This is a genomic window from Nesterenkonia sp. K-15-9-6 (genome assembly GCF_052656005.1).
In genome coordinates this window covers 106,996-131,241 of record NZ_JBQYEY010000008.1, presented here as the reverse complement: position 1 = coordinate 131,241, position 24,246 = coordinate 106,996, and the positions used below count along the sequence as shown (strand labels likewise).

The window sequence follows — 24,246 nt, the reverse complement described above, 5'->3', positions numbered from 1 at the left end:
CGAGCTTCCCGAACTCGAAGCCGCATAATCATCCAGCAACTCGGAGAACCAGTTACACCACTACAGGGGACTTGACCACGACCATGTCAATCAGCTCGTCGAACACGTCAGCAGCTACAGCTCGCGGCCTGTCGTACTGATCTCACACTCCTACTCAGGCATCGTCACATCCTCAGCGGCGGACCGCCTCAAAGACCACGTGGTCGGCCTCATCCATGTCGGCGCATTCATCGCGAAAGACAAGCGATCACTCCTCGACGACTGGGGCGGGTCAGACGTACAGCGCACACAGGAGCGGGCCGACATCGAGGCAGCGGGCAACCTGTGGCACGCCCCCACTCGGCAGATGCTCGACTTCGAGACCGACCTCTCCCCCAGCGACCGAGACCATCTGGCCTCATGCTTCACACCGCACCCAGGGCGAACAATCCTCGACCAGGCCCACCTATCGGCCCCTGCAGAACGGCAGCCCTCGACCTATGTCGCTCTCACACCCAGCGGAGGGTTCGACGAGGCCTGGAAGGAGGCTCCCCCTGTCGCCACGTCGGCTGCCGGATGGCGTCGCAGGCACCTCGTCAGCGGACACTGGCCCATGGTCTCGGCCCTCGACGCCACGGTCGATCTGCTCGAGGCGGAGTTCCGTCACTACGCTTCCGCGAAGGCCTGAGCAGTGGCTGCAACCGGACGGTCAGGCTGCCCGATCAACCTCGCCGTCGAGCTGTTCGGAGACCGGTGGACGTTGCTGATCCTGCGTGACATCGCCTTCGCACATCGTCGGCACTTCCGCGAAATTCTGCGCGGCTCGGATGAGGGCCTGACCAGCAGCGTCCTCGCCGACCGCCTCGACCGACTCGTCGACGCCGGCATCCTCACCCGCGCCGATGACCCGACGCACAAGCAGAAAACCATCTACAACCTCACTGACAGCGGCATCGATCTCGTCCCCGTCCTCGCGACGATCGGGACCTGGGGCGCAGTACATTGCCCCGCCGACCCCGACAAGGCCGTCATTGCGCGCGAACTGGACTACGAGGTCCCCGCGCCGTGGGCTGCGCTCATGAAGAGTCTTCGAGCCATGAACGCAACGTGACACCTACGCATACGGAACGGCCAGGAGTGTGCTGCCCGCACATGCAAGCTACAGGTTAAAGCGGAACTCGACCGAGCTCCGGCCCGTGGGGCGGTCCCATCGGGCCCGCGAAGTCAGGCGGACGCACTCGACGATGAGCAGATCCCGTCGAGCACGAACGCGGTTCGGCGATCGTAGTCCGCGCGAGGCGGCCGACCGCCATACTTGAGCGCCAGCGCATTGTCTCGGGCGAGCGCTTGAAAGTCTGCGGGCGTGACGTCGTGAGCCAGGACTCCCGCAGCGTGCCCTTGAGTGACAAGGCTGTCGTGGAAGGCCGCTCCGGCATGGCATAACGCCATCAGGGGCTCGGACTCGCGATATTCCTGCAGCAGGACATCATTGACTGCCGGAAGTCGATACTGCAGGTCACGGAGCGCAGCGATGTAGTGGCGAATCCGATCTCGAACACTCGCGACGCAACGCGCATCCTCGATGACAGCCTGCAGCTCGGCCGCGGCGACGTCGTCGATGACGGCATCGATGAGACCGACTCTCCCGCCGAGCCGATTGAAGATAGTCGCCTTGCTCACCCCGGCGGCCGCGGCGACCTCCTCGAGCGACGCAGAGAAACCATGCTCCCTGAACACCTGAACCGCCGCATGAAGAATCCGATCGACGTTTCGGCGGGCATCCGAGCGGAGAGAGGACGCACCACGGGAGTCGGACACGACGCAACCTCCATCCGAATCGACGACTAACTTGATCCTAGCAGTCAAGTTAATGCAGGATGGGGGTCCTGCAGAAATTGACCACATGCGTCAACTTCTGCTTCTCCGCTCGCGGACACCAGCGAAGAGCACCACATCGGATCACCCACCGTCCCGACAGAAGGACTTTCAGATGATCATCGTCACTGGAGCTACAGGCACCCTCAACGGGGCTACGGTCGACCATCTCCTCAAGCGGATACCACCACACCAGATCGGCGTCAGCGTCCGCGACCCCACGCGCGCGACACACCTGGCCGATCGAGGAATTCGCGTGCGGCAGGGGAGCTACGACAACCCAACGGCTCTGCGCCATTCGTTCGCTGATGCTGAACAGGTCCTCATAGTCTCTTCAAGTGACCTCGCCGCGGACGTCGTCGCCCAGCACCGCAGGGCGATCGATGCCGCCGTCGGCGCGGGCGCTCAGCGAATCTTGTACACGAGCGCCCACGGAACGGCCTTCGGCTCTCCCTACCCACCGCTCGCGATTCACGCCGCTACCGAAGCGCACCTCGCGGCATCCGGAGTCGCCTGGACCGCGTTGCGCAACGGTTTCTACGGCGATCCCGCCCAATTGCTCGGTGCATGGCAGGAAACTGGCGTGATCGCGATGCCCGCCGACGGCCCCTTCTCCTGGATCGATCGGCACGATGCCGCAGAGGCCGCCGCCGCGATTCTCACGGCTGATGATCCGTTCGATGGCCCAGTCGACCTGACGCTGCCCGAGCCGGTCACCCTCGCGGACTTCGCCGCTTCCGCCTCCGAGATCGTCGGTCACCAGATCGACCGCGCGATCGTCGACGACGAGACATGGGTGGCCGATGCGACCACGAGCGGCACGCCTGAGGCGGTCGCGCGCTTCACCCTGTCGATGTTCCAGGCAACGAGGAGCGGGCATTTCTCGGTCTCGGACCCCACGCTCGCGCGTCTCCTGGGGCGCAGACCCCGCAGCATCACCGATCAGTTGAAGGATCTGGTTGTCCGGTGACGCGTAGACAGTCCCCGACACATTAGACCCAAACTCCACCACGTCGCCACACATAGAAACCTCTGCGTCGTGAGAGACGACCGAAGCGGCAGTCATCCCACATCGAAAGTTCGGCCCGGTATTGTTGCGCGAGGAGCGTCGGCGCTCCATGCGGCGACCCCGGGTAGGAGCACGTGAATGATCGGAGAACACTGGAAGCGTACCGGTTGGTACTTCGAGCCGGGCAGTGCCTCAGAGGTCATGACCGTCATCGCCAGGGTTGGGACCCATGGCTCCAACCACCGCTTCGCGTGGCGAGGGCTAGCCAACTGCAACTACTCCCTCACCTCATCCCTTCACCGGCAACTTGTCACCGAGGGTGCCGACGTCACTGAGAAGCTTCTGACCGAGCGTGAGGAGTCCATCCTCGATGAGGCGCGCCGCTGGGGGCTCGGGGTCGAGGGCGGGCAACTAGTAGATGACCTCCAACTCTTGGCCGACCTACAGCATTTCGGAGTACCAACCCGGTTAATCGACGTAACAAGCAACCCAATGACGGCACTATGGTTCGCCACGGAGAAGGTAGCCCACACATCAGACTCGACTCAATCCAACTACTCAGCCACAGGATTGCTAGTCGCTCTCAACATGCCGTGGTACAACGAGGTCGAGACGGAAAGTTCTCCTCAAACTGTGTTCAAGACGGTCGGCAGGCCACCTGCCACCGTGGGAGAACTTGCGGAAGGCTTGGCCACCAAACGACGGGCCGGAATCGAGCTAGAGACGCCGTTCGTTGTGAGTTCCAGCATGCCCAATCCGAGACTCCGAGCGCAGGAGGGATACTTTATTGCCAGCAGCCATCCTGAGAATTCCACACCTCCTCTAGTCAGCCTGAATATCGAAGTCCCGCCAGGCGACCCCGAAGAGGTTCGAACCTTACTGACCGAAGACAAGCGACGGGGACTCCCGAGGTCGCTCCCCTTCGTCGCCATCTTCATAGGTTCCCGCGTCAAGGAACAGCTCCGAAACTACCTCCGCATGACCTACAGCCGCACAGCTAAGACACTGTTCCCGGATTACCAAGGCTTCCGCGATTTCGGTAAGTGGCGCAGCCAGATTTGACCACACTGCCCTGACAGTAACTCGTCGCGACCCGCGCATCAGCTACTACACGTTGAACCTAAACTCCACCACGTCGCCGTCCTTCATCACGTACTCCTTGCCCTCCATGCGCACCTTGCCGGCGGATTTGGCGTCGTTCATGGAGCCGGCGGCAACCAGGTCGTCGAAGGAGACGATCTCGGCCTTGATGAAGCCCTTCTGGAAGTCGGTGTGGATCACGCCTGCGGCCTCGGGGGCGGTGTCTCCCTTGTTGATCGTCCAGGCGCGGGCTTCCTTGGGGCCGGCGGTGAGGTAGGTCTGCAGGCCGAGGGTGTCGAAGCCGACGCGGGCCAGCTGGTCCAGGCCGGACTCCTCTTGGCCGTTGAGCTCCAGCATCTCGCGGGCCTCCTCCTCGGAGAGCTCCACCAGATCCGCCTCGAGCTTGGCGTCCAGGAACACGGCCTGGGCCGGGGCCACCAGATCGGCGAGCTCCTGCTGCCGCTCGGGCGAATTCAGCACCGAGTCGTCCACGTTGAACACGAAGATGAACGGCTTGGCGGTCAGCAGGGAGAGCTGGGCGAGGTTCTCCATGTCGAGCTTCTCGGACTCGATGGCGGAGAAGATCGTGTCGCCACGCTCCAGCACCGTCTGCGCGGCCAGATAGGCGTCCAGCTGCGCCTGTTCGGCCTTCTTCTGCTTGACCTGCTTCTCGAGCTTCGGGATCGCGTTCTCCAGCGTCTGGAGGTCGGCGAGCACCAGCTCGGTGTTGATGGTCTCCATGTCCGAGGTGGGGTCCACCTTGCCGTCCACGTGCACGACGTTGTCGTCCTCGAAGACACGCACCACCTGAGCGATGGCGTGGGCCTCACGGATGTTCGCCAGGAACTGGTTGCCCAGCCCTTCCCCCTCGGAGGCGCCCTTGACGATGCCGGCGATGTCCACGAAGGAGACGGTCGCCGGCAGGATCTTCTGCGAGCCGAAGATCTCTGCGAGCGTGTCGAGCCGCTCGTCAGGCAGGTTCACCACCCCGACGTTGGGTTCGATCGTCGCGAACGGGTAGTTCGCCGCGAGGATCGTCTGACGGGTGAGCGCGTTGAAGAGTGTCGACTTGCCCACGTTGGGGAGTCCCACGATTCCGATAGTCAGTGCCACGGTCACCTAACCTATCGCGCGCGGTCGTGGCGATGCGACTCGGCGAGGCTGTTTCTGGTCCTCCCCCAAGACTTAAGAGAAAGTCTGCGACAAGCCGACTCCGCCCCGATAGGATCACACCACGTCGACTGCCTGATGAACTCCACGTCGCTCTGATGAGGCGCAACTGAGGGAAGGACACCCCATGGCATCTGCCACGGAAAACCCGCCGCATGACGCAGAACAGGAGGACGGGCCCACCACCGGGGGGCGCCTGAAGAACTCCAAGCTCAATCCTCCGGTCTTCTTCGGAGCGGCGGCCATCATCGTCGCCTTCACGCTGTGGGCCTGGCTGGCCCCCGAGACGGCCTACACCACGCTTGAGGCGGCGTTCCTCTGGATCGGTGAGAACCTCGGCTGGTACTACATCCTCACCGCCGGGATCGTCGTCCTGTTCGTCCTCATCGTCGCCTTCTCCCGAGTGGGCCGCACCAAGATGGGGCCGGACCACTCCACCCCGAAGTACAACCTCTTCACCTGGACGGCCATGCTGTTCGCCGCCGGCATCGGCGTCGACCTCATGTTCTTCGCCATCTCCGGGCCGGCCACCAATGTGCTGACCGCCCCGGGCACCGAGGAGGGCACCGCGCAGGCCACCGAGATGGCCGTGCTGTGGACCCTCTTCCACTACGGGATCCCCGGCTGGGCCATGTACGCGCTGATGGGCATGGCCTTCGGCCTCTTCGCCTACCGGTACCACCTGCCGCTGAGCATCCGCAGCGCCCTGTATCCCATCATCGGCAAGCGGGCCAAGGGCGTGGCCGGGGACGGCATCGAGATCGCCGCCGTCGTCGGCACCATCTTCGGCATCGCCACCAGCCTCGGCATCGGCGTGGTGTTCCTCAACTACGGCCTCGAATGGCTCTTCGGCATCCCCCAGGGCACCGCCGCCCAGGTGGGCCTCATCGGCCTCTCGGTGATCGTGGTGACCTTCTCCACCGTCTCCGGTGTGGACAAGGGCATCCGCCGCCTGGCCGAACTGAACGTCGTCTTCGCCATCATCCTGATGCTCTACGTGCTCATCGCGGGCCAGACGGTGGACCTGCTCAACGGCTTGGTGAAGAACGTCGGCGACTTCATGGCCTACTTCCCCTCCATGCTGCTGGACACCTTCGCCTACGACATGCCTGCTGACGGCTGGCGCGAATGGTGGACCCTCTTCTTCTGGGCCTGGTGGATCGCGTGGGCGCCCTTCGTGGGCCTCTTCCTCGCCCGCATCTCGCGAGGCCGCACCCTGCGCCAGTTCGTGGTCGGCACCCTCATCATCCCGTTCGGCTTCATCCTGCTGTGGATCTCCATCTTCGGCAACGGCGTGATCTGGGAGTTCATCTCCGGGAACATGGACTTCATCGAATCGGCGGTCAACACCCCCGAATCCGGCTACTACACCCTGCTGGAGCAGTACCCCGGAGCCACCTTCACCATCGGGCTCTCCGTGCTGACCGGCCTGCTGTTCTACATCACCTCCGCTGACTCCGGCGCCCTGGTGATGTCCAACTTCACCTCCAAGGCGGAGAACACCACCGACGACGGCGCCCCCTGGCTGCGGATCTTCTGGGCGCTGGCCACCGGTGCCCTCACCCTGGCGGTGCTGATGCTCGACGGCGTGTTCACGCTGCAGATGGCCACGGTCATCATCGGTCTGCCCTTCTCCGTGGTGATGTACATCCTCATGCTGGGGATCTGGCGCGCCCTGCGCCTGGAGCACTACAGCCAGGCCTCCCAGGAGGCCTCCATGCCCTGGGTGCTCTCCGGACGCATCCGGGACGCCTCCGACCGGGGCGGCGGCTGGCGACGGCGCCTGGCCCGGCACATGAACTTCCCCACGGCCAAGCAGGCCACCCGGTTCATGGAGGAGACCGCGATCCCCGCCGTGGAGGAGGTCGCCGCCGAGCTGAAGGCCCAGGGGGCCGACGTCAGCTGCAACCGTGGCCATCACCACGACACCGGCATCCCGCATGTGGACCTGCACGTGCGCTTCGGGGACCAGAACGAGTTCAAGTACCAGGCGTACCCGGTCTCCTACGCGGCACCCAACTTCGCGCAGAACATGAAGGCCGTGGAGGACGAGTACTACCGGGTGGAGATCTTCTCCGCCACGGGCTCGCAGGGCCACGACATCATGGGCTACACGAAGGAACAGATCATCAGCGACATCCTCGACGCCTATGAACGCCACCTGACGTTCCTCACATTGAGCGAGGACGTCCACACGCAGGCACTCAACACGGTGAGCCACGCACCGGATGAGTGGGAGACCGACCACAAGAGCTGACAAGGAGCACCATGACCACTGCAACGCTGTTCATCGACGGAGCGTGGGTCCCCGCGGCCTCCGGCGAGACCCGCACCATTCACTGTCCCGCTGACGGCCGCGAGGTCGGCGTCGTCTCCGAGGCGGGCGAGGCCGACGCTCTGGCCGCCATCGCCGCGGCACGACGGGCCTTCGACTCTCGCGAATGGGCCGACACACCCGCCGCCCAGCGCGGAGAGCTGCTGCTCGCCGTCGCCGCGGCGATGACCGAACGCAAGGACGAGTTCGCCCGCGCCGAGGCCCTGGACACCGGCAAGCGCCTGGTCGAGGCCGAGATCGACATGGACGACATCATCGGCTGCTTCAAGCACTTCGGGAAGCTCGCGGACTCCGACCCGGGGCGGCTGGTCGACGCCGGGGACCCGACGGTCATCTCCAAGGTGGTCTACGAGCCCGTGGGCGTCTGCGGGATGATCACCCCCTGGAACTTCCCGCTGCTGCAGGCCGCCTGGAAGATCGCCCCCGCCCTGGCCGCCGGCAACACGTTCGTCCTCAAGCCCGCCGAGCTGACCCCACACACCGCCATCCTGATCATGGACGTCCTGGACAAGCTCGGGCTGCCGGCCGGTGTCGCGAACCTGGTCACCGGTGCCGGCGCCGCCGCCGGCGCCCCGCTGGCCTCGCACCCGGACGTGGACCTCATCTCCTTCACCGGTGGACTGGTCACGGGCCGGAAGATCGCCGCCGCCGCCTCCGAGACGGTCAAGAAGGTCGCCTTGGAGCTGGGTGGGAAGAACCCCAACGTGGTCTTCGCCGACGCCGACTTCGACGCCGCCGTCGACAACGCCCTGAACGCGGGCTTCCTGGACTCCGGGCTGGTCTGCTCCGCCGGGAGCCGGCTGATCGTCGAGGAGTCGATCGCCGAGAAGTTCGTGGACGAGCTGGTCCGGCGGGCGGAGAACATCCGCATGGGCGGCCCCTTCGATGAGCAGGCCGAGACCGGTCCGCTGATCTCCGCCGAACACCGGGACAAGGTCACCGCCTACGTCAAGCAGGGCGTCGAGGAGGGCGCGACTCTGCGCACCGGCGGCCACTGGGGCGGTGAGGAGCACAAGGACGGCTGCTTCTACGCCCCCACGGTGCTCACCGACGTCCGCCGCGGCATGAGCGTGGTCATCGAGGAGGCCTTCGGCCCGGTGATCACCGTGGAGACCTTCACCACCGAGGAAGAGGCCATCACCACCGCAAACGACACCAACTACGGCCTCGCCGGCGCGGTGTGGACCTCCGACGCCGGCCGCGCCCACCGGGTCTCCTCCCGGCTGCGCCACGGCACCATCTGGATCAACGACTACCACCCCTACCTGCCGCAGGCCGAGTGGGGCGGCTTCAAGCAGTCCGGCATCGGTCGCGAGCTCGGCCACGCCGGCCTGGACGAGTACCGCGAGGCCAAGCACATCTACCAGAACACCGAACCGGCCGTCTCCGGCTGGTTCTCCATGCCCGAGAAGTGAGTGAGGAGACCTTCGTGACTGAGAAGACCTTCGACTACGTCGTCGTCGGCGGCGGATCCGCCGGCGCCGCCGTCGCCGCCCGCCTCAGCGAGGACGCCGACGTGACCGTGGCCCTGCTGGAGGCCGGCCCGACCGACACCGACAAGGACGTGGTGCTGCAGCTCAACCGCTGGATGGAGCTGCTCGAGTCCGGCTATGACTGGGACTACCCCATCGAGGAGCAGGCCCACGGAAACTCCTTCATGCGCCACGCCCGCGCCAAGGTGCTGGGCGGCTGCTCGTCGCACAACTCCTGCATCGCCTTCTGGGCGCCCAAGGAGGACATGGACGAGTGGGAGCAGCTGGGCGCCTCCGGGTGGAACGCCGAGTCCACCTACCCGCTGTTCCAGCGCCTGGAGACCAACGACGCACCGGGTGACCACCACGGTCGCTCCGGCCCTGTCCACCTGATGACCATCCCGCCGCACGACCCGTGCGGCGTGGCCCTGCTGGACGCCTGCGAGCAGGCCGGGATCCCGCGCACGGAGTTCAACTCCGGCGAGACCGTGGTCAGGGGCGCGAACTTCTTCCAGATCAACCGGCAGGACGACGGCACTCGCGCGTCGTCCTCGGTGTCCTACCTGCACCCGATTCTGGAGCGGGAGAACCTCACCGTCCTCACCGACAGCTGGGTCCGGAAGATCCTGATCGACGACGACAAGCGCGCCACCGGCGTGGAGATCGTCGCCAACGCGTTCGGCCGGGGCGAGACCATCACCGCCACCCGGGAGGTCATCGTCTCGGCCGGGGCCATCGACTCCCCGAAGCTGCTCATGCTCTCCGGCATCGGACCGGCCGAGCACCTGGCCGAGCACGGCATCGAGACTCTCGTGGACTCCCCCGGGGTGGGCGAGCACCTGCAGGACCACCCCGAGGCCGTCATCGGCTGGGACGCCAAGCAGCCCATGATCACCGAGGGCTACCAGTGGTGGGAGATCGGCATCTTCGCCGACACCCGCGAAGGCACCGACACCCCGTCCGACAAGCCCGGCCGCCCGGACCTGATGATGCACTACGGGGCGGTGCCCTTCGACATGCACACGCTGCGGCAGGGCTACCCCACCAGCGAGAACACCTTCTGTCTGACCCCGAACATCACCCACGCGAAGTCCCGCGGCACGGTGCGCCTGCGTTCCCGCGACTTCCGGGACAAGCCGAAGGTGGACCCGCGGTACTTCACCGACGCCGAGGGCCACGACATGCGCGTGGCCGTGGAAGGCATCAAGCTGGCCCGCCAGATCGTCTCCCAGCCGGCCATGGCCGACTGGGCCGGTGATGAGCTCTACCCGGGCAAGGACGTGCAGACCGACGAGGAGATCGCCGACTACGTGCGCCGCACGCACAACACCGTCTACCACCCGGCCGGCACCGTCCGGATGGGCGCGGTGCAGGACGAGATGTCTCCGCTGGACCCGGAGCTGCGGGTCAAGGGTGTCACGGGCCTGCGCGTGGCCGACGCCTCAGTGATGCCGGAGCTGACCACGGTGAACCCGAACATCACCACCATGATGATCGGCGAGCGCTGCGCCGACCTGGTGAAGGCCTCCCGCTGACATCTGTCATGGGGCATCGATGACATCGTCCCTATGATCTTCGCGACGCCCCGGGCGAGACTGATGGCATGAACACCGCCATCATCTCCGCCCGGGGCGTCTCCATGTCGTTTCCCGACGGCGCCGGGGGCCGCACCCAGGCGCTCGACGGCGTCGATCTGACCGTCACCCGCGGCGAAGTCCTCGCCCTGCTGGGCCCCAACGGGGCCGGCAAGACCACGCTCCTGGACACTCTGCTGGGACTCACGGTCCCCGAATCCGGCCAGGTGCTGGTCGCCGACGACACCCCGCGGGCCGCCGTCCAGGCGGGGCGGCTCTCCGCCCTGCTCCAGACCGGCGGGCTGCTGCCCGACCTCACCGCCGCGGAGACCGTGCGCATGGTCGCCGCCCTGCACCGTGACCCGGCCGACGTCGGAGAGGTCATGGACATCGCCGGGGTCCGCCCGTTCGCCTCCCGGCCCGTGGGCAAATGCTCCGGCGGGCAGCAGCAGCGCCTGCGGTTCGCCCTCGCGCTGCTCCCCCGTCCGGAGATCATCATCCTGGACGAGCCCACCGCCGGCATGGACGTCTCCGCCCGGCATGAGTTCTGGGCCCGGATGCGCACCCAGGCTGACGACGGCGCCACGGTCATCTTCGCCACGCACTACCTGGAGGAGGCCGAGCAGTTCGCCCGGCGCACCGTGCTGATGGACCGAGGGCGAGTGCTCGCCGATGGGCCCACCGATGAGGTGCGCTCCCGGGCCGGGGCCGCCCATGTGGGCGTCATCTGGACGCCCACGCCGGAGGAGCTCGAGGCGGTCCCGCACGTCCTGTCCGTGACCTCTGAGGGACAGCGCATCAGCTTCCGCACCGACGACGCCGACGCCCTCGCCAAGCACCTGCTCACCCGGACCGGGGCTCACGGTCTGACGGTCCGCCCGGCGAGCTTGGAGGAGGCCTTCCGGCTGCTGACCGAGGACACCGCATCTGAGGAGGTGCCGGCATGAGCGGGCACTACCGGCTGGGGCGGTACATCGCGCTGGACTTCTGGCGGAACCTGCGCAACATCGGCAACAGCTTCTTCGTGATCGTGCTGCCCACCGCGCTGTTCCTGTTCTTCGGCACCACCATGGACTGGTCGGACAATCCGGTGGGCGAAGGCAACGTCAGCGCGTGGACGATGATCGCCATCGCCTCCTACGGAGCGGCGATGGCCACCACCTCCATGGCCGGGGCCGCTGCGCTGGAGATCCAGCAGGGCTGGGGGCGCCAGCTGGCGCTGACCGCCATGCCGCACGGCGCCTTCGTGGTGGCGAAGTCAGTGGTCGCCGTCGGCATCGCGGTGCTGCCGGTGGTGGTGCTCAACGTCGTCGGCATCCTCACCGTGGCGGACATGCCGCCGGGGGTGTGGCTGGCCACGGCCGCACTGACCGTGCTCGGCTCCCTGCCCTTCGCGCTCTATGGGCTGGCCATCGGCCTGAGCTTCCGTTCCGACGCCGCCGTCGGTGCGGCCACCGGGCTGCTGGTGATCTTCAGCTTCCTGGGCAATGCGTTCATGCCGCTGGACGGGGTCCTGCTGGACATCGGCCGATTCACCCCGATGTACGGAGTGGTGGCGCTCGCCCGCTACCCGCTCACCGACGGGGACCTGATCTCCATGGGGGCGATGGGAGAGACCGACCCGCTGTGGGCCGTGCTGGCGAACGTGCTGGCCTGGACGATCATCTTCGGGATCGCCTGCCTGCTGCTGCAGCGACGCCGGACCGCCCGGCGCTGACCGGCGGCGGGGCTGAGAGGAGTCTCTGCCTGATGAGGCAGGATGGTGCCGTGGGGATTCGAATCTACCGGCTGCTCTACGCCGGCATCTGGCTGGTGTTCCTCAGCCTCCCCGTGGCCTACGCTTTCGACCCCGAGGTCTCCCCCGGCGCGCGATTCCTCACCCTCGGCGCCACGGCGACCTTCATCGCCATCTACCTCGCCCACTTCTGGCGTGACCCCCAGACCGTGGAGTCCCCAGCCGGGGTGCGCCGGACAGTGCTCATCGTCATCGTCCTGGGTCTGCTGGCGGTGGCCGCCATCCCCGGAGCCGGATACACAGCGATATCCTTCGCCCCCTTCCTGACCGCGTCCCTGGTCTTCGCGCTGCCGGTACGTCCCGGCGTGCTCAGCGGGATCGCCGTGTGGGTGCTCGCTGCCCTGGCCTGTCTGCCCTTCGCGGTATCCCTGTGGCCGATCCTCGGCACGGGTCTGGGCGTGCTGTTCATCGTGCTGATCCGGTTGGCGGACAGCATGGAGCATCGCCAGCAGGCCGCCGAGGAGGAGCTGCGTCGCGCCGCGGAGCGGGATGCGATCGCCCGGGATGTGCACGATGTGCTGGGCCACTCCCTGACCGTGCTGTCCATCCGCGCTCAGCTGGCGGCCCGGCTCATCGACCGCGACCCGGAACAGGCCCGGGAGGAGGTCCAGCGCATCGACGCCTTGGCCCGTGAGTCCTTGGGCCAGGTCCGCTCCACAGTGTCCCGGCTGCGCACTCCGCGATTGGAGGCCGAGCTGGACTCCGCGCGGGAGGCGCTGGCCGCTGCGGGCATCACCGCCGAGGTCACCGCGGAGGGGCAGCCTGACTCCGCCCATGCGGAGCTGTTCGCCTGGGCGCTGCGGGAGGCGGTCACCAACGTGGTCCGGCATGCGGAGGCCACACGCTGTCGGATCCGGGTCCAGCCTCAGCGGCTCCAGGTGGAGGACGACGGCGTGGGACTGCCCGGTGATGCTGAAGGGACCGTGGCCGGACAGGGTCAGGGCCTGCGTGGTCTGAAGGAACGTGCGACCGGAGCGGGCGCGGACCTTCAGCTCAGGGAATCCGGGATCCGCCCGGACCGTCCCGGCACCGTGGTGGAGGTGGTCCTGTCATGAGTTCCCCGACGATCCGGCTGCTGCTGGCCGATGATCAGGACCTTGTGCGAGGCGGACTCTCCGCCCTGCTGTCCCTGGAGCCGGACCTGGAGGTCGTCGCCCAGGTGGGCCGCGGCGACGAGGTGCTGCCAGCCGTGCAGGCGCACCGGCCCGACGTCGCCCTGCTGGACATCGAGATGCCCGGATTGGACGGGATCGAGGCCACCTCCGCCGTCGTGGGCTCCGGGGCGGGGTGCCGGTGCCTGATCGTGACCACGTTTGGTCGGCCCGGGTACCTGCGGCGCGCCATGGAGGCTGGGGCCGCGGGTTTCGTGGTCAAGGACACCCCGGCCGAGCAGCTGGCTCAGATGGTCCGGCGTGTGGCCGAGGGACACCGGGTGGTGGATCCTGCTCTGGCCGCCGACTCCCTGTCCGGAGGCATCGACCCGCTGACGACTCGGGAGCGTGAGGTGCTTCGCGCCGCGGCCGACGGGGCTTCGGTGCGGCACATCGCCGAACAGCTGCACCTGTCCCCGGGCACTGTGCGCAATCACCTCTCGGCCGCGATCGGCAAGACGGCGACGGAGAACCGGTACGCGGCGGCTCGCGTCGCCCGGGAGCGGGGCTGGATCTGATGCGGGCACCCTGCTGATGCGCAGCAGTCTCCTGGATCTGGCCCCATTGCGTGACTCCGTGGCCTTCCGGCGTCTCTGGCTGGGCGGCACTGCCTCCGCGTTCGCCGCGCAGCTGGCCGTCATCGCCGTGCTGTTCCATGTGTGGGAGGAGACCGGCAGCCCGCTGGCCACCGGCCTGGTCGGCCTGGTCTCCGCTGTGGCGATGACCGCCGGATCCCTGCTGGGCGGTACCGCCGCCGACGTCCACGACCGGACCCGGGTGCTGCGCTGGACCACGCTGGGTCAGCTGGTGGCCGCTCTCGGACTCACCGTGCAGGCGCTGCCCGGGCTGGCGCTCGGCGGGCACACCGGTGTGACGCTGGTGCTGGGGCTCGTGGCCGGCAACGCCTTCTGTGCCGGATTCGGGGCGGCCTCCCGGCGCAGCCTGCCGGCCCGGTTCCTGGAGGCCGCGCAGCTTCCGGCGGGGATCGCGCTGCTGCACTTGGGGACGCAAGCGGCGATGCTGCTGGGCCCGGCCCTGGGTGGGGTCCTGATCGGCGCGTTCGGCCTGGCCACCTGCTTCGGCGTGTGCGCCGCGGCGCTGACGGTCGCCTGGTGGACCGTGCTGCGCCTGCCCCGTGTGGCTCCGCCTCCAGGGTCCGGCGCCCGGCCGTGGGCGATGACCTGGGAGGGTGTGCGCCACGTCAGCCGGCCCGGTGCCGTGCGGGGCGCCTTCGGGACCGACCTGTTCGCCACGCTGCTGGTCATGCCGGTCTCGCTGTTCCCGATGATCAACGACCTGCGCCTCGACGGCGCCCCGGAGACCCTGGGACTGATGACCACCTCTGTAGCCGCGGGCGGGCTGCTGGCCGGGGTGCTCTCCGGGACGGTGGTGCGCCGTCAGCGGCTCGGTCGGTTCCAGTCCGCGGCGGCGGCGGTGTGGTGTCTGGCGCTGATCGGGTACGGCCTCAGCCCCGCCCTGGCGCCCATGCTGCTGTGCCTGGCCCTCGCCGGTGCCGCGGACACCGTCAGTGTGATCACCCGTGGGGCGATCGTGCAGCTGGTGACCCCTGACTCACGCCGTGGGAGGGTCTCCGCGGCGGAGCATGTCATCGGTGCCGCGGGTCCGGATCTGGGCAATGCCCGTGCCGGCCTGGTCGCGCAGCTGGTGGGTGCCCCGGCCAGCCTGGTGGGCGGCGGGGTGCTGGCCCTGGTGGGCATCGGTTGGATCGCCGTCCGGAACCGGCACCTGCGGGACTTCCGGCGCTCGGACGAGCGCTGGACGGACCGAGGTGAACCCTGAGCTACAGGGCCACGCTCTCCGCGGCCGGATTCAGCAGCTCCGGGGAGAGGTTCAGCACCCGCAGCCGAGACTGAGCGATGATCTGCTCATCGGTCAGTGCGGCGATCTGTGCGGACTCCTGGTCCAGGCTGCGGCCGTCGTCGAGCCCGCCCTTCGGCAGGGAGCTGGACACCGGCCCCAGCGTCAGCGGCACGTCCACCACCGTCACCGACGCAGGCGTCAGGGGGATGGACTGGGCCCGGTCGATCAGGCCCAGATGCTCCAGCAGCACCCGCAGCGCCGCGCCGTGGCTGACCGCGACGGCGGTGCGCACCTCGAAGCTCAGGTCCGGCGAGGAGGTGGGCTCGATCTGCGCGGTGTCCCGCACGATTCCGCAGAAGGCGGCGAGCATCCTCTCCGCCAGCTGCTGGTGGGTCTCTCCCCCGGCCGGCGTGTAGGTGCCGGCCCGCCACCCGGCGAACTCCTCCGCCTCGCGGTCACGGATGTCCGCGGCGTAGGCGCCCTCCCACTCCCCGAGGTTCTGCTCCATGAGCTCGTCCCATACCCGCGGCTGCAGGTCCAGCCCGAACTGCGCGAAGGTCTGCTGGGTGCGCACCAGGGAGGAGACGTGCCCCTGGAGTGGGTTCTGCGCCCTGACGAAGCCTCCGGTGATGGCGGCCTGCCGCTGTCCCGAGGACGCCAGGGAGATGTCGGAGCGGCCCTGCAGCCGGTGGTTGCGGTTCCAGTCGGTCTCACCGTGGCGGCACAGCAGCACGCGGATCATGGCAGGGCTCTCCTGAAGATGGGGATCTGGTGACGAGGACACTCTATGCTCGAACGATGACACAGGCCCAGCGGAGCAGCAGCGGATCGGCCTCCATGACGTACCACTGCTTCTTCCCGAACGCCGACCTGGTCCGGGAGGTCCATCTGAACCTCGAGCACTCCCCTCGGCTGGCGTCCCGCGACCGCCGCGGTGACGGACTGGCGTGATGTCCTGCTCGCCGTCGCCGTCATCGATGGGCTGGCTCCCCTGGACTGCGACCCCCTGCTGGCCTCGCTGGATCCCGACGATCCGCTGGGACGCCTGGTGGGACCGCATCTGCCGCACGGCCCCGGCTGCCCCTGCGAGCCGTTGCACTGAACGTGTCACAGGAGGATGGAATGCTGGTGGGCATGGAATGGTTGCTGTTTCTCCTCGGTCTGCTGCTCGGCGTGATCCTCGGGGCGGTGGGCGCCGTCGTGCTGCTGCGCCGACTGCGCCAGGAGCCGGAGGAGGATGATCGGGATCAGCTGCGGGAGGCGTGGCATGCCGCTCAGCTGGACGCCGAGGCGGCGAAGGCCCGCCTGCAGGCTCTGGAGCAGCGTCGGGACGAGGACGCCGAGGCCGCTCGTGAACGCGAGTCCCTGGTGGAGATGCTGCACCCAGTGCGCCAGGGCGTCACCGAGATGCAGCGCCGCATCCAGGAGCTGGAGAAGGAACGCTCCGCCCAGCATGCCGCGCTGAGCCGGCAGCTCACCGAGGCCGCGCACAATGACCAGAAGCTCTACGACTCCACGCAGACGCTGCTCGGCAGCCTGCACTCCACCTCCGCGCGGGGGTACTGGGGTGAGGTGCAGCTGCGCCGCATCGTGGAGGCCGCCGGGATGATCCCCCATGTGGACTTCGTGGAGCAGCACACCGGCACCGGAGGCGACGGCGCCATGCTCCGACCGGACATGGTGGTCCGCCTGCCGGGGAACCGCCAGCTGATCATCGACGCCAAAGCCCCGCTCAGCCCGGAGGACCCGGCCGCTCAGGCGAAGGCGTTGAGGCACCATGTGGGCGTGCTGGCCTCGAAGGACTACGCGTCCACCGTGGAGCACTCCCCCGAGGTCATCTTCTGCTTCGTCCCCGCCGAGTCCCTGCTCTCCTCCGCCCTCGAGGCTGAGCCGGAGCTCCTGGACCACGCCCTGTCGCGCGGCGTCTCGCTGGTCTCACCCGCCTCGCTGCTCGCCGCGCTCAAAGCGGTGGAGACGTCCTGGCGGCAGGAGCGGCTCGCGCAGAACATCCGAGAGATCGTCGAGCACTCCCGAGAGCTCTACCGTCGCCTGGCCAAGATGAACACGCACCTCTCCGCCACGGGCAACCGACTGCGCCAGGCAGTGAGCGCCTACAACCAGCTGATCGGCAATATGGAGCGTCAGGTGCTGCCCAAGGTGGAGACGATCAGCCGCCTGCAGCTCGCCCCGACCGAGGACGAGCGCGGCGGCGACGAGCAGGCGCCCTTGGAGGACCTCGGCGAGACGCTGACGCTGGACCACGTCGACGCCGAGGTCAACGACCTCGGCCCGCGGCTCTCCCGCGGCGCGGAGTGACCGACAGGCTCATCGTGACCTACAGGCTCAGGCCGAACACCCACAGCAGCAGCGTCATCGACACCAGAGTGATGACGACGACGGCGGCGACGTTGAGCCACACGCCTCCCTTGACCATCTGTCCGATGGTCACGTACCCGGAACCGTAGGCGATCGCGTTCGGCGGGGTCGCCACCGGCAGCATGAAGGCGCAGGTGGCGGCCAGCGCCACTGGGGCTGCGAGCACCAGCGGGTCCACCCCGGTGCCCATCGCCACACCGGAGGCCACCGGCAGGAACGTCGCCGCCGTCGCCGTGTTGGAGGTCATCTCCGTCAGGATCAGCACGCCGGCGGCGGCCAGCAGCACCAGCACCCAGACGGGCACGGTGTTCAGGCCCTCCATCTGCTCACCCATCCAGGCGCTCAGGCCGGAGGCGGAGAACTGCGAGGACAGCGCGAGCCCGCCGCCGAAGAGAAGCAGCACGCCCCACGGCAGCTTCGCCGCGTACTCCCAGTCCAGCAGGCGGCCCCCACGCTGGGCCCCACCGGGCAGCAGGAACAGCAGCAGCCCCACCACCATGGCGATGCCGGCGTCCGAGATGAACGGGTCCTCCATGCCCAGCAGCTGCTCGGACACCAGCGGGATGAACACCCAGGCCACCGCCGCGGCCACGAAGATCAGCAGCACGCGCAGCTCCCCCGAGCTCATCGGGCCCAGCTTGTGCAGCTCACGGCTGATCAGGTCGGCACCACCCGGGATGGTCTTGATCTCGGGGCGGAACAGCAACCTGGTGAGGACCACCCACACCACCACCAGCATCACGATCGCGATCGGCACGCCCACCAGCATCCACTGACCGAAGCCGATGGTGACGTCGTGGTTGCTGGCCATATGACCCACCAGCAGAGCGTTCGGCGGGGTGCCGATGATGGTGGACACCGAGCCCACCGATGCGGCGTAGGCGATCCCCAGCATCAGGGCGGTGCCGAAGTTGGACTTCACCGCCTGGGCCGTCTCCCCCGGATCGGCCTCGGCGTCCGTGTCAGCGGCCGAGGCTGTGGCGGGGTCCTCCCCCTGGGTGATGCGGTGGACCAGCATGAGCACCGAGATGCCGATGGGCAGCATCATCACGGCGGTGGCCGTGTTCGAGACCCACATCGACAGGAACGCGGTGGCGATCATGAATCCACCGATGAGGTTCGCCGGCTTCGAGCCCATGGCCCGCAGCGTCATCAGAGCGATCCGCCGGTGCAGGTTCCATCGCTGCATGGCCAGGGCCAGCATGAACCCACCCATGAAGAGGAAGATGATGTTGTGCCCGTAGTTCGCGCCGATGACGTCGACGGTGACCGGGTCCTCGCCGGCCTCCGCGGCCGGCACGAGCACTGGGAAGACCACCAACGGCACCAGGGCGGTCGCCGGGATCGGGATCGCCTCAGTCATCCACCACACCGCCATGAGGACAGCGGTGGCGGCGGTGAGCCTCGGCCAGACCTCGAGGTCGCCTGGCATCACCAGGTAGATGAGCACGGCACCGAGCAGTCCGCCGAACAGGCCGATCATGCGGCGCAGGAACGTCGGCTTCGGCAGGGGCTCGGCCCGGGCGCCCACCGAGAGGCGCTCACGCTGATCGCGGGCCGAGGTCTGCGGGTCGTACTTCTTCAGGTGGTCGCCGGTGACGCGGGAACTCGGGGTCATCATCGATCTGCGCTCCTGGTCTGAGGTCGTCAGGGCGTCACAGATCACACACCGTGACGCGCGGCACAGATTCTACCCCGTGGTAGTCCTCGCTCAGCCGCGCTTGCGGCCTCCGCGCGTGTTCGATTCGTCCCCGACCTCCTGGAGCGCCTTGCGGATCTCCTTGGGCAAGCTGAAGATGATGTCCTCCTCGGCGGTGACGACCTCCTCGACGTCGTCGTAGCCGTACTCCTCCAACAGCCGCAGCACGTCCTGGACCAGGACCTCCGGCACCGACGCCCCGGAGGTCACCCCGACGGTCTGGGCGTCCTCGAACCAGGCCTCGTCCACCTGGTTGGCGAAGTCCACCCGCTCGGCACGCGTGGCCCCATACTCCTTGGCGACCTCCTTGAGCCGCACCGAGTTGGAGGAGTTCGCGGAGCCCACCACGATCACCAGGTCGGTCTGCGGGGCCACCTTCTTGATGGCGGCCTGCCGGTTGGAGGTGGCGTAGCAGATGTCATCGCTGGGCGGGTCCTGCAGGTTCGGGAACCGCTCCTTGAGCTTCTGGACGGTCTCCATGGTCTCGTCCACCGACAGCGTGGTCTGCGAGAGCCAGATGAGCCGGTCCGGGTCCGGGACCTCGATCTGGTCGACCTCCCAGGGGCCGTTGACGATCGTAGTGCTCTCCGGCGCGTGCCCGAAGGTGCCCTCGACCTCCTCGTGCCCGTCATGGCCGATGAGCAGGATGTGGAAGTCGTCCTTGGTGGTGAACCGGACAGCCTCGCGGTGGACCTTGGTCACCAGCGGGCAGGTCGCGTCGATGGTCCGCAGCTTCCGGTCCTCGGCAGTCTGCTTCACCGCCGGAGAGACGCCGTGGGCGGAGAAGATCAGCAGCTCACCCTCGGGGACCTCGTCGGCCTCCTCCACGAAGATCACGCCCTTCTCCGTGAGCGTGTCCACCACGTGGCGGTTGTGCACGATCTCCTTGCGCACGTACACCGGGGGGCCGTAGCGCTCCAGGGCCTTCTCCACGGCGACGACGGCGCGGTCGACTCCGGCGCAGTAGCCGCGCGGGGCGGCGAGCAGCACCTTCCGATCGCCCGAGAACGACGATGCGGCGGCCACCTCCTCCGGGCTGCGGCGCTTGCGCGGCACCATCGGCGTGGGCACGGAGATGTGCCGGGCGCGCGCGGGTGCTTCCGTGGTCGCACTGGTAGTCATGCGGCTCAGTCTACCGGCCTGGCCCTACGGAATCAGACCCGATGCAGGGGATCGTGACCCACGGAACGCCGCCCTCGCGCACCGCTGGTCGCCGCCCCGAGCAGGCCGATCACGACGGCGACGCCTCCTGCGGCGGAGAACACCCACCAGGCCGGCTGGGCCCAGTCCGTGAAGCGACCCTCCACATGGTCCAGCAGCACCGCCACAGCCTCCGGCACCGGCTGGTGCGGGGTCATGTCCGGGGAGGCGACGGTCGACGCCATCCAGATCCCCGCCACCACGGCGACCAGCCCGGCCAGCGCCAACGCCGCCCAACGTCCTCTCCCCGCACCGATCAGCAGCGCCAGCGCACCCACTACGACGGCGGCCCCGGCGATCACCGGCCAGTGGCGGGCCGCCTCGGCCGCGGTCGCCCAGGGGTAGGGATCCACGCCGTCCTCGGCGAGGGCGTCGAGGTCGATGACCACCTCGGGGGCCAGCGCGTCGAAGCTGGATTCGTCGAGGAACGGCAGCCAGCCGAGCATCCCGTCGAGACCGTCACGCAGGGGCTCGGTCACCGCGGCCGCCACGGGACTGAGATCCAGGGTGATGTCCAGGTCCTGAGGGGATCCGGTGCCGCCGTCATGGAACAGCCGGGCCAGTTCGGCATCCACCCCTTCCCGGGTGGTCTGCAGGGTCTCGTCCCAGGCCTGAAGGGTGCGGTCCTCCTGCAACAGAGACCCGGCGAACCCGGAGACGGTGTCCCGCACCCCTGAAGGCAGCGCCTCGACGTCCTGTCCGGTGAGCTCCTCCACCAGGAGACCCACCACGGCTTCGCCGAAGGGTTCCTGGGCGGGGAGGTCGCCGGCGATCTCCCGGACGGGCTCCTCCTCGCGGAGCAGCTGATCGAGCTGTCCTCCGGCGAGCGCGGCCGCCGCCAGCAGGGCAGCGAGCAGGGCGCACAGTGTGCTGAGCAGGTGTCGCACGAGCCTCCTGTCCGCGTCCGGACCGCGTTCCTCCACAGGCCGGGCGAGCCCAGGGGCGTCGTCCACAGTCCGGTCGGCTGGGAGGAACGTGTCGGCGGGGATGAGTAGAGTGTCTGGCAGCACCGATCGTACCGGCGTCCGAGGAGGAACAGTGACCGAGGCACACCCCGGGGACGGTCCGCAGCGCTCTGCGATGCCGGCCAACAGCCGGGAGACCTCTCCGGAGACTCCGTGGCCGCTGAGCCACTTCTCCGGGAAGCTCAAGGCGCATATCGAGAAGGTCACTCCCACCTGGGTGGAGGGCCAGCTGGTGGAGTTCACCCTGCGCAACGGCAACGCGTGGATGACGCTGCGGGACCTGGAGCAGGAGGTCTCCTTCAGTGCGGTGGCCTGGCGCAACGTCGCCTCCGGGCTCGACGGCGTGGTCCAGCCCGGCTCCCGGGTGGTGGCGCAGGTGCGCCCCAACCTCTATGAGAAGACCGGCAGACTCTCGCTGGTCACCCAGCAGATGCGCCCGGTGGGTCTGGGCGATCTGCTGGCCCGGGTGGAGCAGCTGAAGAAGCAGCTGGCCGCCGAAGGGCTGTTCGCCGCCGACCGCAAGAAGCCGCTGCCGCTGCTGCCCTCCCGGATCGGACTGATCACCGGCCGGGACTCGGACGCGAAGAAGGACATCCTGCGCAACACCCACGCCCGGTGGGCCGCCGCGCAGTTCGAGATCCGGGAGGTCGCCACCCAGGGCGCCACCGCGCCCGTGGAGGTGGCCGCGGCCCTGGCCGAGCTGGACGCCGACCCACAGGTGGACGTCATCGTCATCGCCCGCGGCGGCGGCGCGCTGGAAGAGGTCGTCCTGCCGTTCTCCGACGAGCGTCTCATCCGTGCCGTGGCCGCCGCCCGGACCCCCGTGGTCTCGGCCATCGGCCACGAGGCGGACCGTCCCCTGCTCGACGAGGTCGCCGACGTGCGCGCCTCCACCCCCACCGGCTCGGCGAAGCTTCTGGTGGTGGACGAGGCGCTCGAGCGGGAGAACATCTCACAGGCGCGCGCCCGCATGTCCACCGGCGTGCAGCGCATGGTGGCCCGGGAGGCCGAATGGCTCAGCGCCGTGCGCTCCCGGCCGGTCCTGGCCCAGCCGGAGACCATGGTCACGGTCCGCTCCGAGGAGCTGGCGGGACTGCGCCGCCGGGCCCTGGTCTCGGTGGAAGCCTCCGTGGCACGGGCGCGGGACTGGGTCGGTCAGGCCCGGGCCCGGGTCACCGGCCTCTCCCCGCAGTCCACACTGGACCGCGGCTATGCGGTGGTCCAGACCCATGCCGACGACGGCGCCCTGGATGCCGAAGGGCTGCCCACGGCGCGCGGCGGGTGGCAGATCGTCCGCGATGCCGAGACGGTCGCCGTCGGGGCACCGCTGCGGGTGATGGTCGCCCGCGGAGAGCTGACAGCACGGGCCGCGCGGGTGATCGCGGCCGAGGACGAGAACTGAACGGGAGAAGGCAGCACATGACGCAGAGCACGGATCAGAACCCTGAGCACGGCCCTGGGCAGAACTCTCAGTCCGACCCCGGGCAGAGCTTCGCCGGAGCGCAGCTGGAGGACATTGAGACGATGAGCTACGAGCAGGCCCGGGAGGAGCTGATCGCCGTGGTCACCAAGCTGGAGACCGGCGGTGCCCCGCTCGAGGAGTCGCTCGCCCTCTGGCAGCGCGGCGAGGCGCTGGCCGACCGGTGCGAACGATGGCTCGACGGCGCCTCCGCCCGCCTGGAGGAGGTCCGCCGCAGCCTGGAAGGTACCGGACCCGACCAGGGATGAGCCGGAGCGGGTCTGAGTCGGCGCTCAGCTGCTCAGCAGGCGCTGCCGCTCGGTCTCGATGTCGAACCCGGCCCGCGGCCACCCCAGCTCCAGGTCCTCCAAGGTGGCGATCAGCAGCTCCTGGACCGCCAGCCGGGAGTACCACTTGCGGTCGGCCGGCACGACGTGCCAGGGCGCCCAGTCGGCGTCGGTGGCCTCCAGCAGCCTCGAGTACACGGTACGGAACAGGCCGAAATCCGCTCGCGCCTCCGCGTCGGAGGGATCGTACTTCCAGTGCTTCTCCGGCCGGTCCAGTCGGGACAGGAGCCGCTCCAGCTGCTCCTGGGGAGACAGGTGCAGGAACACCTTCACCACGGCCACACCGCGGCGGACCAGCTCCGCCTCGAACAGCCGCAGGACCTCGGTCCGCTCGGCCAGAGGCTCCGGGCTGAGCGTCCCCGTGACCGCCGGGACCAGCACGTCCTCATAGTGCGACCGGTCGAAGACCCCGACATGGCCCGGCGCAGGGAGCCGGCGGATGATTCGGCGCAGGAAATGCTCCCGCCGCTCCGCCTCCGTCGGTCGTCCGAAGCCCGCCACCGAGACTCCCAGGGGATCCATCGACCCGACCACATGCTTGACGGTGCCGCCCTTGCCGGCGGCGTCCATCCCCTGCAGCACCAGCAGCACCCGAGGCCCTGGCGGCACCTCATCCAGGGCGCGCGTCACCTCGGGGGTGAGCAGCCGTGCGGCGCGTTCCTGCTCCGTAGCCTCGCCTCGGGGCACACGGTGGACGAACCTGTCCATGACGACGCGACGAGTCTGCTCCTCCGCGGCCGCCTGATGGGCCCAGAGCCGCTCCTGCGCCTCGGCCAGGACCTCGGCCCGCTCCGCGAGCAGCCTCCGGCCGCGCGCCTTCTTCCCGGAGAACTCCAGACGCCGGCGGGTGGGGACGTCGTCGAGGCTCAGCGGGGAGCCCCACCGATCGACTCTGAAGATGCGACGGGGGTCGGCGTCGAAGGGCTGGTCTCCCATGAC

General features: G+C 68.5%; 23 protein-coding genes and 1 pseudogene. 17 read left to right on the top strand and 7 right to left on the bottom strand.

Annotated features, from left to right (window positions below; all coding sequences use genetic code 11):
- Positions 1-82 precede the first annotated feature (82 nt).
- Both SD455_RS07325 and SD455_RS07320 read left to right on the top strand, forming a co-directional pair.
- Positions 83-667, top strand: a pseudogene (locus SD455_RS07325) (alpha/beta fold hydrolase); the annotation flags it as partial.
- Positions 668-670: 3 nt separating this feature from the next.
- Positions 671-1,090: a winged helix-turn-helix transcriptional regulator gene (locus tag SD455_RS07320; protein WP_445507677.1), complete on the top strand. Its 420-nt coding sequence runs from the start codon at positions 671-673 to the stop codon at positions 1,088-1,090.
- A gap of 113 nt (positions 1,091-1,203) precedes the next feature.
- On the opposite strand, the gene SD455_RS07315 is transcribed toward SD455_RS07320, so the two are convergent.
- Positions 1,204-1,797 carry a TetR/AcrR family transcriptional regulator gene (locus SD455_RS07315; RefSeq protein WP_445507676.1) on the bottom strand — a complete coding sequence of 198 codons (594 nt, stop codon included), beginning with the start codon at positions 1,795-1,797 and terminating at the stop codon, positions 1,204-1,206.
- A gap of 172 nt (positions 1,798-1,969) precedes the next feature.
- Here SD455_RS07315 and SD455_RS07310 point away from each other — a divergent pair, with 172 nt between their 5' ends.
- Positions 1,970-2,824, top strand: a complete 855-nt coding sequence (locus SD455_RS07310) for an NAD(P)H-binding protein (RefSeq protein WP_445507675.1) — start codon at positions 1,970-1,972, stop codon at positions 2,822-2,824.
- 177 nt (positions 2,825-3,001) lie between these two features.
- Entirely contained in the window at positions 3,002-3,925 is a 924-nt protein-coding gene (locus SD455_RS07305; protein ID WP_445507674.1) for an FRG domain-containing protein, read from the top strand.
- A gap of 45 nt (positions 3,926-3,970) precedes the next feature.
- On the opposite strand, the gene ychF is transcribed toward SD455_RS07305, so the two are convergent.
- Positions 3,971-5,056, bottom strand: a complete 1,086-nt coding sequence (gene ychF / locus SD455_RS07300) for a redox-regulated ATPase YchF (RefSeq protein ID WP_445507673.1) — start codon at positions 5,054-5,056, stop codon at positions 3,971-3,973.
- 184 nt (positions 5,057-5,240) lie between these two features.
- Here ychF and betT point away from each other — a divergent pair, with 184 nt between their 5' ends.
- The 8 genes from betT (at position 5,241) to SD455_RS07260 (ending at position 15,240) form a co-directional block, all read left to right on the top strand.
- Complete coding sequence (betT, locus tag SD455_RS07295) at positions 5,241-7,370, top strand: choline BCCT transporter BetT (RefSeq protein ID WP_445507672.1); 2,130 nt, start codon at positions 5,241-5,243, stop codon at positions 7,368-7,370.
- Between the two features lie 11 nt (positions 7,371-7,381).
- Positions 7,382-8,863 (top strand): aldehyde dehydrogenase family protein, encoded by a 1,482-nt coding sequence (locus SD455_RS07290; RefSeq protein WP_445507671.1) that lies wholly within the window; start codon positions 7,382-7,384, stop codon positions 8,861-8,863.
- A gap of 14 nt (positions 8,864-8,877) precedes the next feature.
- Positions 8,878-10,455, top strand: a complete 1,578-nt coding sequence (locus SD455_RS07285; protein ID WP_445507670.1) for a GMC family oxidoreductase — start codon at positions 8,878-8,880, stop codon at positions 10,453-10,455.
- A gap of 68 nt (positions 10,456-10,523) precedes the next feature.
- A complete protein-coding gene (locus tag SD455_RS07280) occupies positions 10,524-11,441 on the top strand; it encodes an ABC transporter ATP-binding protein (RefSeq protein ID WP_445507669.1) in 918 nt (305 codons plus the stop codon).
- Entirely contained in the window at positions 11,438-12,211 is a 774-nt protein-coding gene (locus tag SD455_RS07275) for an ABC transporter permease (RefSeq protein WP_445507668.1), read from the top strand. The genes SD455_RS07280 and SD455_RS07275 overlap by 4 nt, the downstream gene beginning before the upstream one ends.
- Positions 12,212-12,243: 32 nt before the next feature.
- Entirely contained in the window at positions 12,244-13,344 is a 1,101-nt protein-coding gene (locus SD455_RS07270; protein WP_445507667.1) for a sensor histidine kinase, read from the top strand.
- Positions 13,341-13,958, top strand: coding sequence for a response regulator (locus tag SD455_RS07265; RefSeq protein WP_445507666.1), 618 nt, complete (start codon positions 13,341-13,343; stop codon positions 13,956-13,958). The genes SD455_RS07270 and SD455_RS07265 overlap by 4 nt, the downstream gene beginning before the upstream one ends.
- 16 nt (positions 13,959-13,974) lie before the next feature.
- Complete coding sequence (locus tag SD455_RS07260; RefSeq protein ID WP_445507665.1) at positions 13,975-15,240, top strand: MFS transporter; 1,266 nt, start codon at positions 13,975-13,977, stop codon at positions 15,238-15,240.
- Position 15,241: 1 nt separating this feature from the next.
- On the opposite strand, the gene SD455_RS07255 is transcribed toward SD455_RS07260, so the two are convergent.
- Positions 15,242-16,003: a histidine phosphatase family protein gene (locus tag SD455_RS07255; RefSeq protein WP_445507664.1), complete on the bottom strand. Its 762-nt coding sequence runs from the start codon at positions 16,001-16,003 to the stop codon at positions 15,242-15,244.
- A gap of 56 nt (positions 16,004-16,059) precedes the next feature.
- On the opposite strand from SD455_RS07255, the gene SD455_RS07250 reads away from it, so the two are divergent.
- Genes SD455_RS07250 through rmuC form a run of 3 tightly spaced genes read left to right on the top strand, consistent with a single transcriptional unit; the run spans position 16,060 to position 17,577 of the window.
- Entirely contained in the window at positions 16,060-16,212 is a 153-nt protein-coding gene (locus SD455_RS07250; protein WP_445507663.1) for a hypothetical protein, read from the top strand.
- The gene (locus SD455_RS07245; RefSeq protein ID WP_445507662.1) at positions 16,196-16,363 is read left to right on the top strand and encodes a hypothetical protein; all 168 of its coding nucleotides are present in this window, start codon (positions 16,196-16,198) and stop codon (positions 16,361-16,363) included. Before SD455_RS07250 ends, SD455_RS07245 begins: the two co-directional genes overlap by 17 nt.
- Positions 16,364-16,395: 32 nt before the next feature.
- Positions 16,396-17,577 (top strand): DNA recombination protein RmuC, encoded by a 1,182-nt coding sequence (rmuC, locus tag SD455_RS07240; RefSeq protein WP_445507661.1) that lies wholly within the window; start codon positions 16,396-16,398, stop codon positions 17,575-17,577.
- A 19-nt stretch (positions 17,578-17,596) separates the two neighbouring features.
- On the opposite strand, the gene SD455_RS07235 is transcribed toward rmuC, so the two are convergent.
- The 3 genes from SD455_RS07235 to SD455_RS07225 form a co-directional block, all read right to left on the bottom strand.
- Positions 17,597-19,255: an SLC13 family permease gene (locus tag SD455_RS07235; RefSeq protein WP_445507680.1), complete on the bottom strand. Its 1,659-nt coding sequence runs from the start codon at positions 19,253-19,255 to the stop codon at positions 17,597-17,599.
- Between the two features lie 93 nt (positions 19,256-19,348).
- Positions 19,349-20,458: a 4-hydroxy-3-methylbut-2-enyl diphosphate reductase gene (locus tag SD455_RS07230; RefSeq protein ID WP_445507660.1), complete on the bottom strand. Its 1,110-nt coding sequence runs from the start codon at positions 20,456-20,458 to the stop codon at positions 19,349-19,351.
- Positions 20,459-20,490: 32 nt separating this feature from the next.
- On the bottom strand, positions 20,491-21,423 hold the full coding sequence (locus SD455_RS07225) for a hypothetical protein (RefSeq protein WP_445507659.1): 933 nt from the start codon (positions 21,421-21,423) through the stop codon (positions 20,491-20,493).
- 193 nt (positions 21,424-21,616) lie between these two features.
- Here SD455_RS07225 and xseA point away from each other — a divergent pair, with 193 nt between their 5' ends.
- Complete coding sequence (gene xseA / locus SD455_RS07220) at positions 21,617-22,903, top strand: exodeoxyribonuclease VII large subunit (protein WP_445507679.1); 1,287 nt, start codon at positions 21,617-21,619, stop codon at positions 22,901-22,903.
- A gap of 17 nt (positions 22,904-22,920) precedes the next feature.
- Complete coding sequence (locus tag SD455_RS07215; protein ID WP_445507658.1) at positions 22,921-23,229, top strand: exodeoxyribonuclease VII small subunit; 309 nt, start codon at positions 22,921-22,923, stop codon at positions 23,227-23,229.
- Between the two features lie 24 nt (positions 23,230-23,253).
- Here SD455_RS07215 and SD455_RS07210 read toward each other — a convergent pair whose 3' ends face one another.
- Complete coding sequence (locus SD455_RS07210) at positions 23,254-24,243, bottom strand: PPK2 family polyphosphate kinase (RefSeq protein ID WP_445507657.1); 990 nt, start codon at positions 24,241-24,243, stop codon at positions 23,254-23,256.
- Positions 24,244-24,246: the final 3 nt, after the last annotated feature.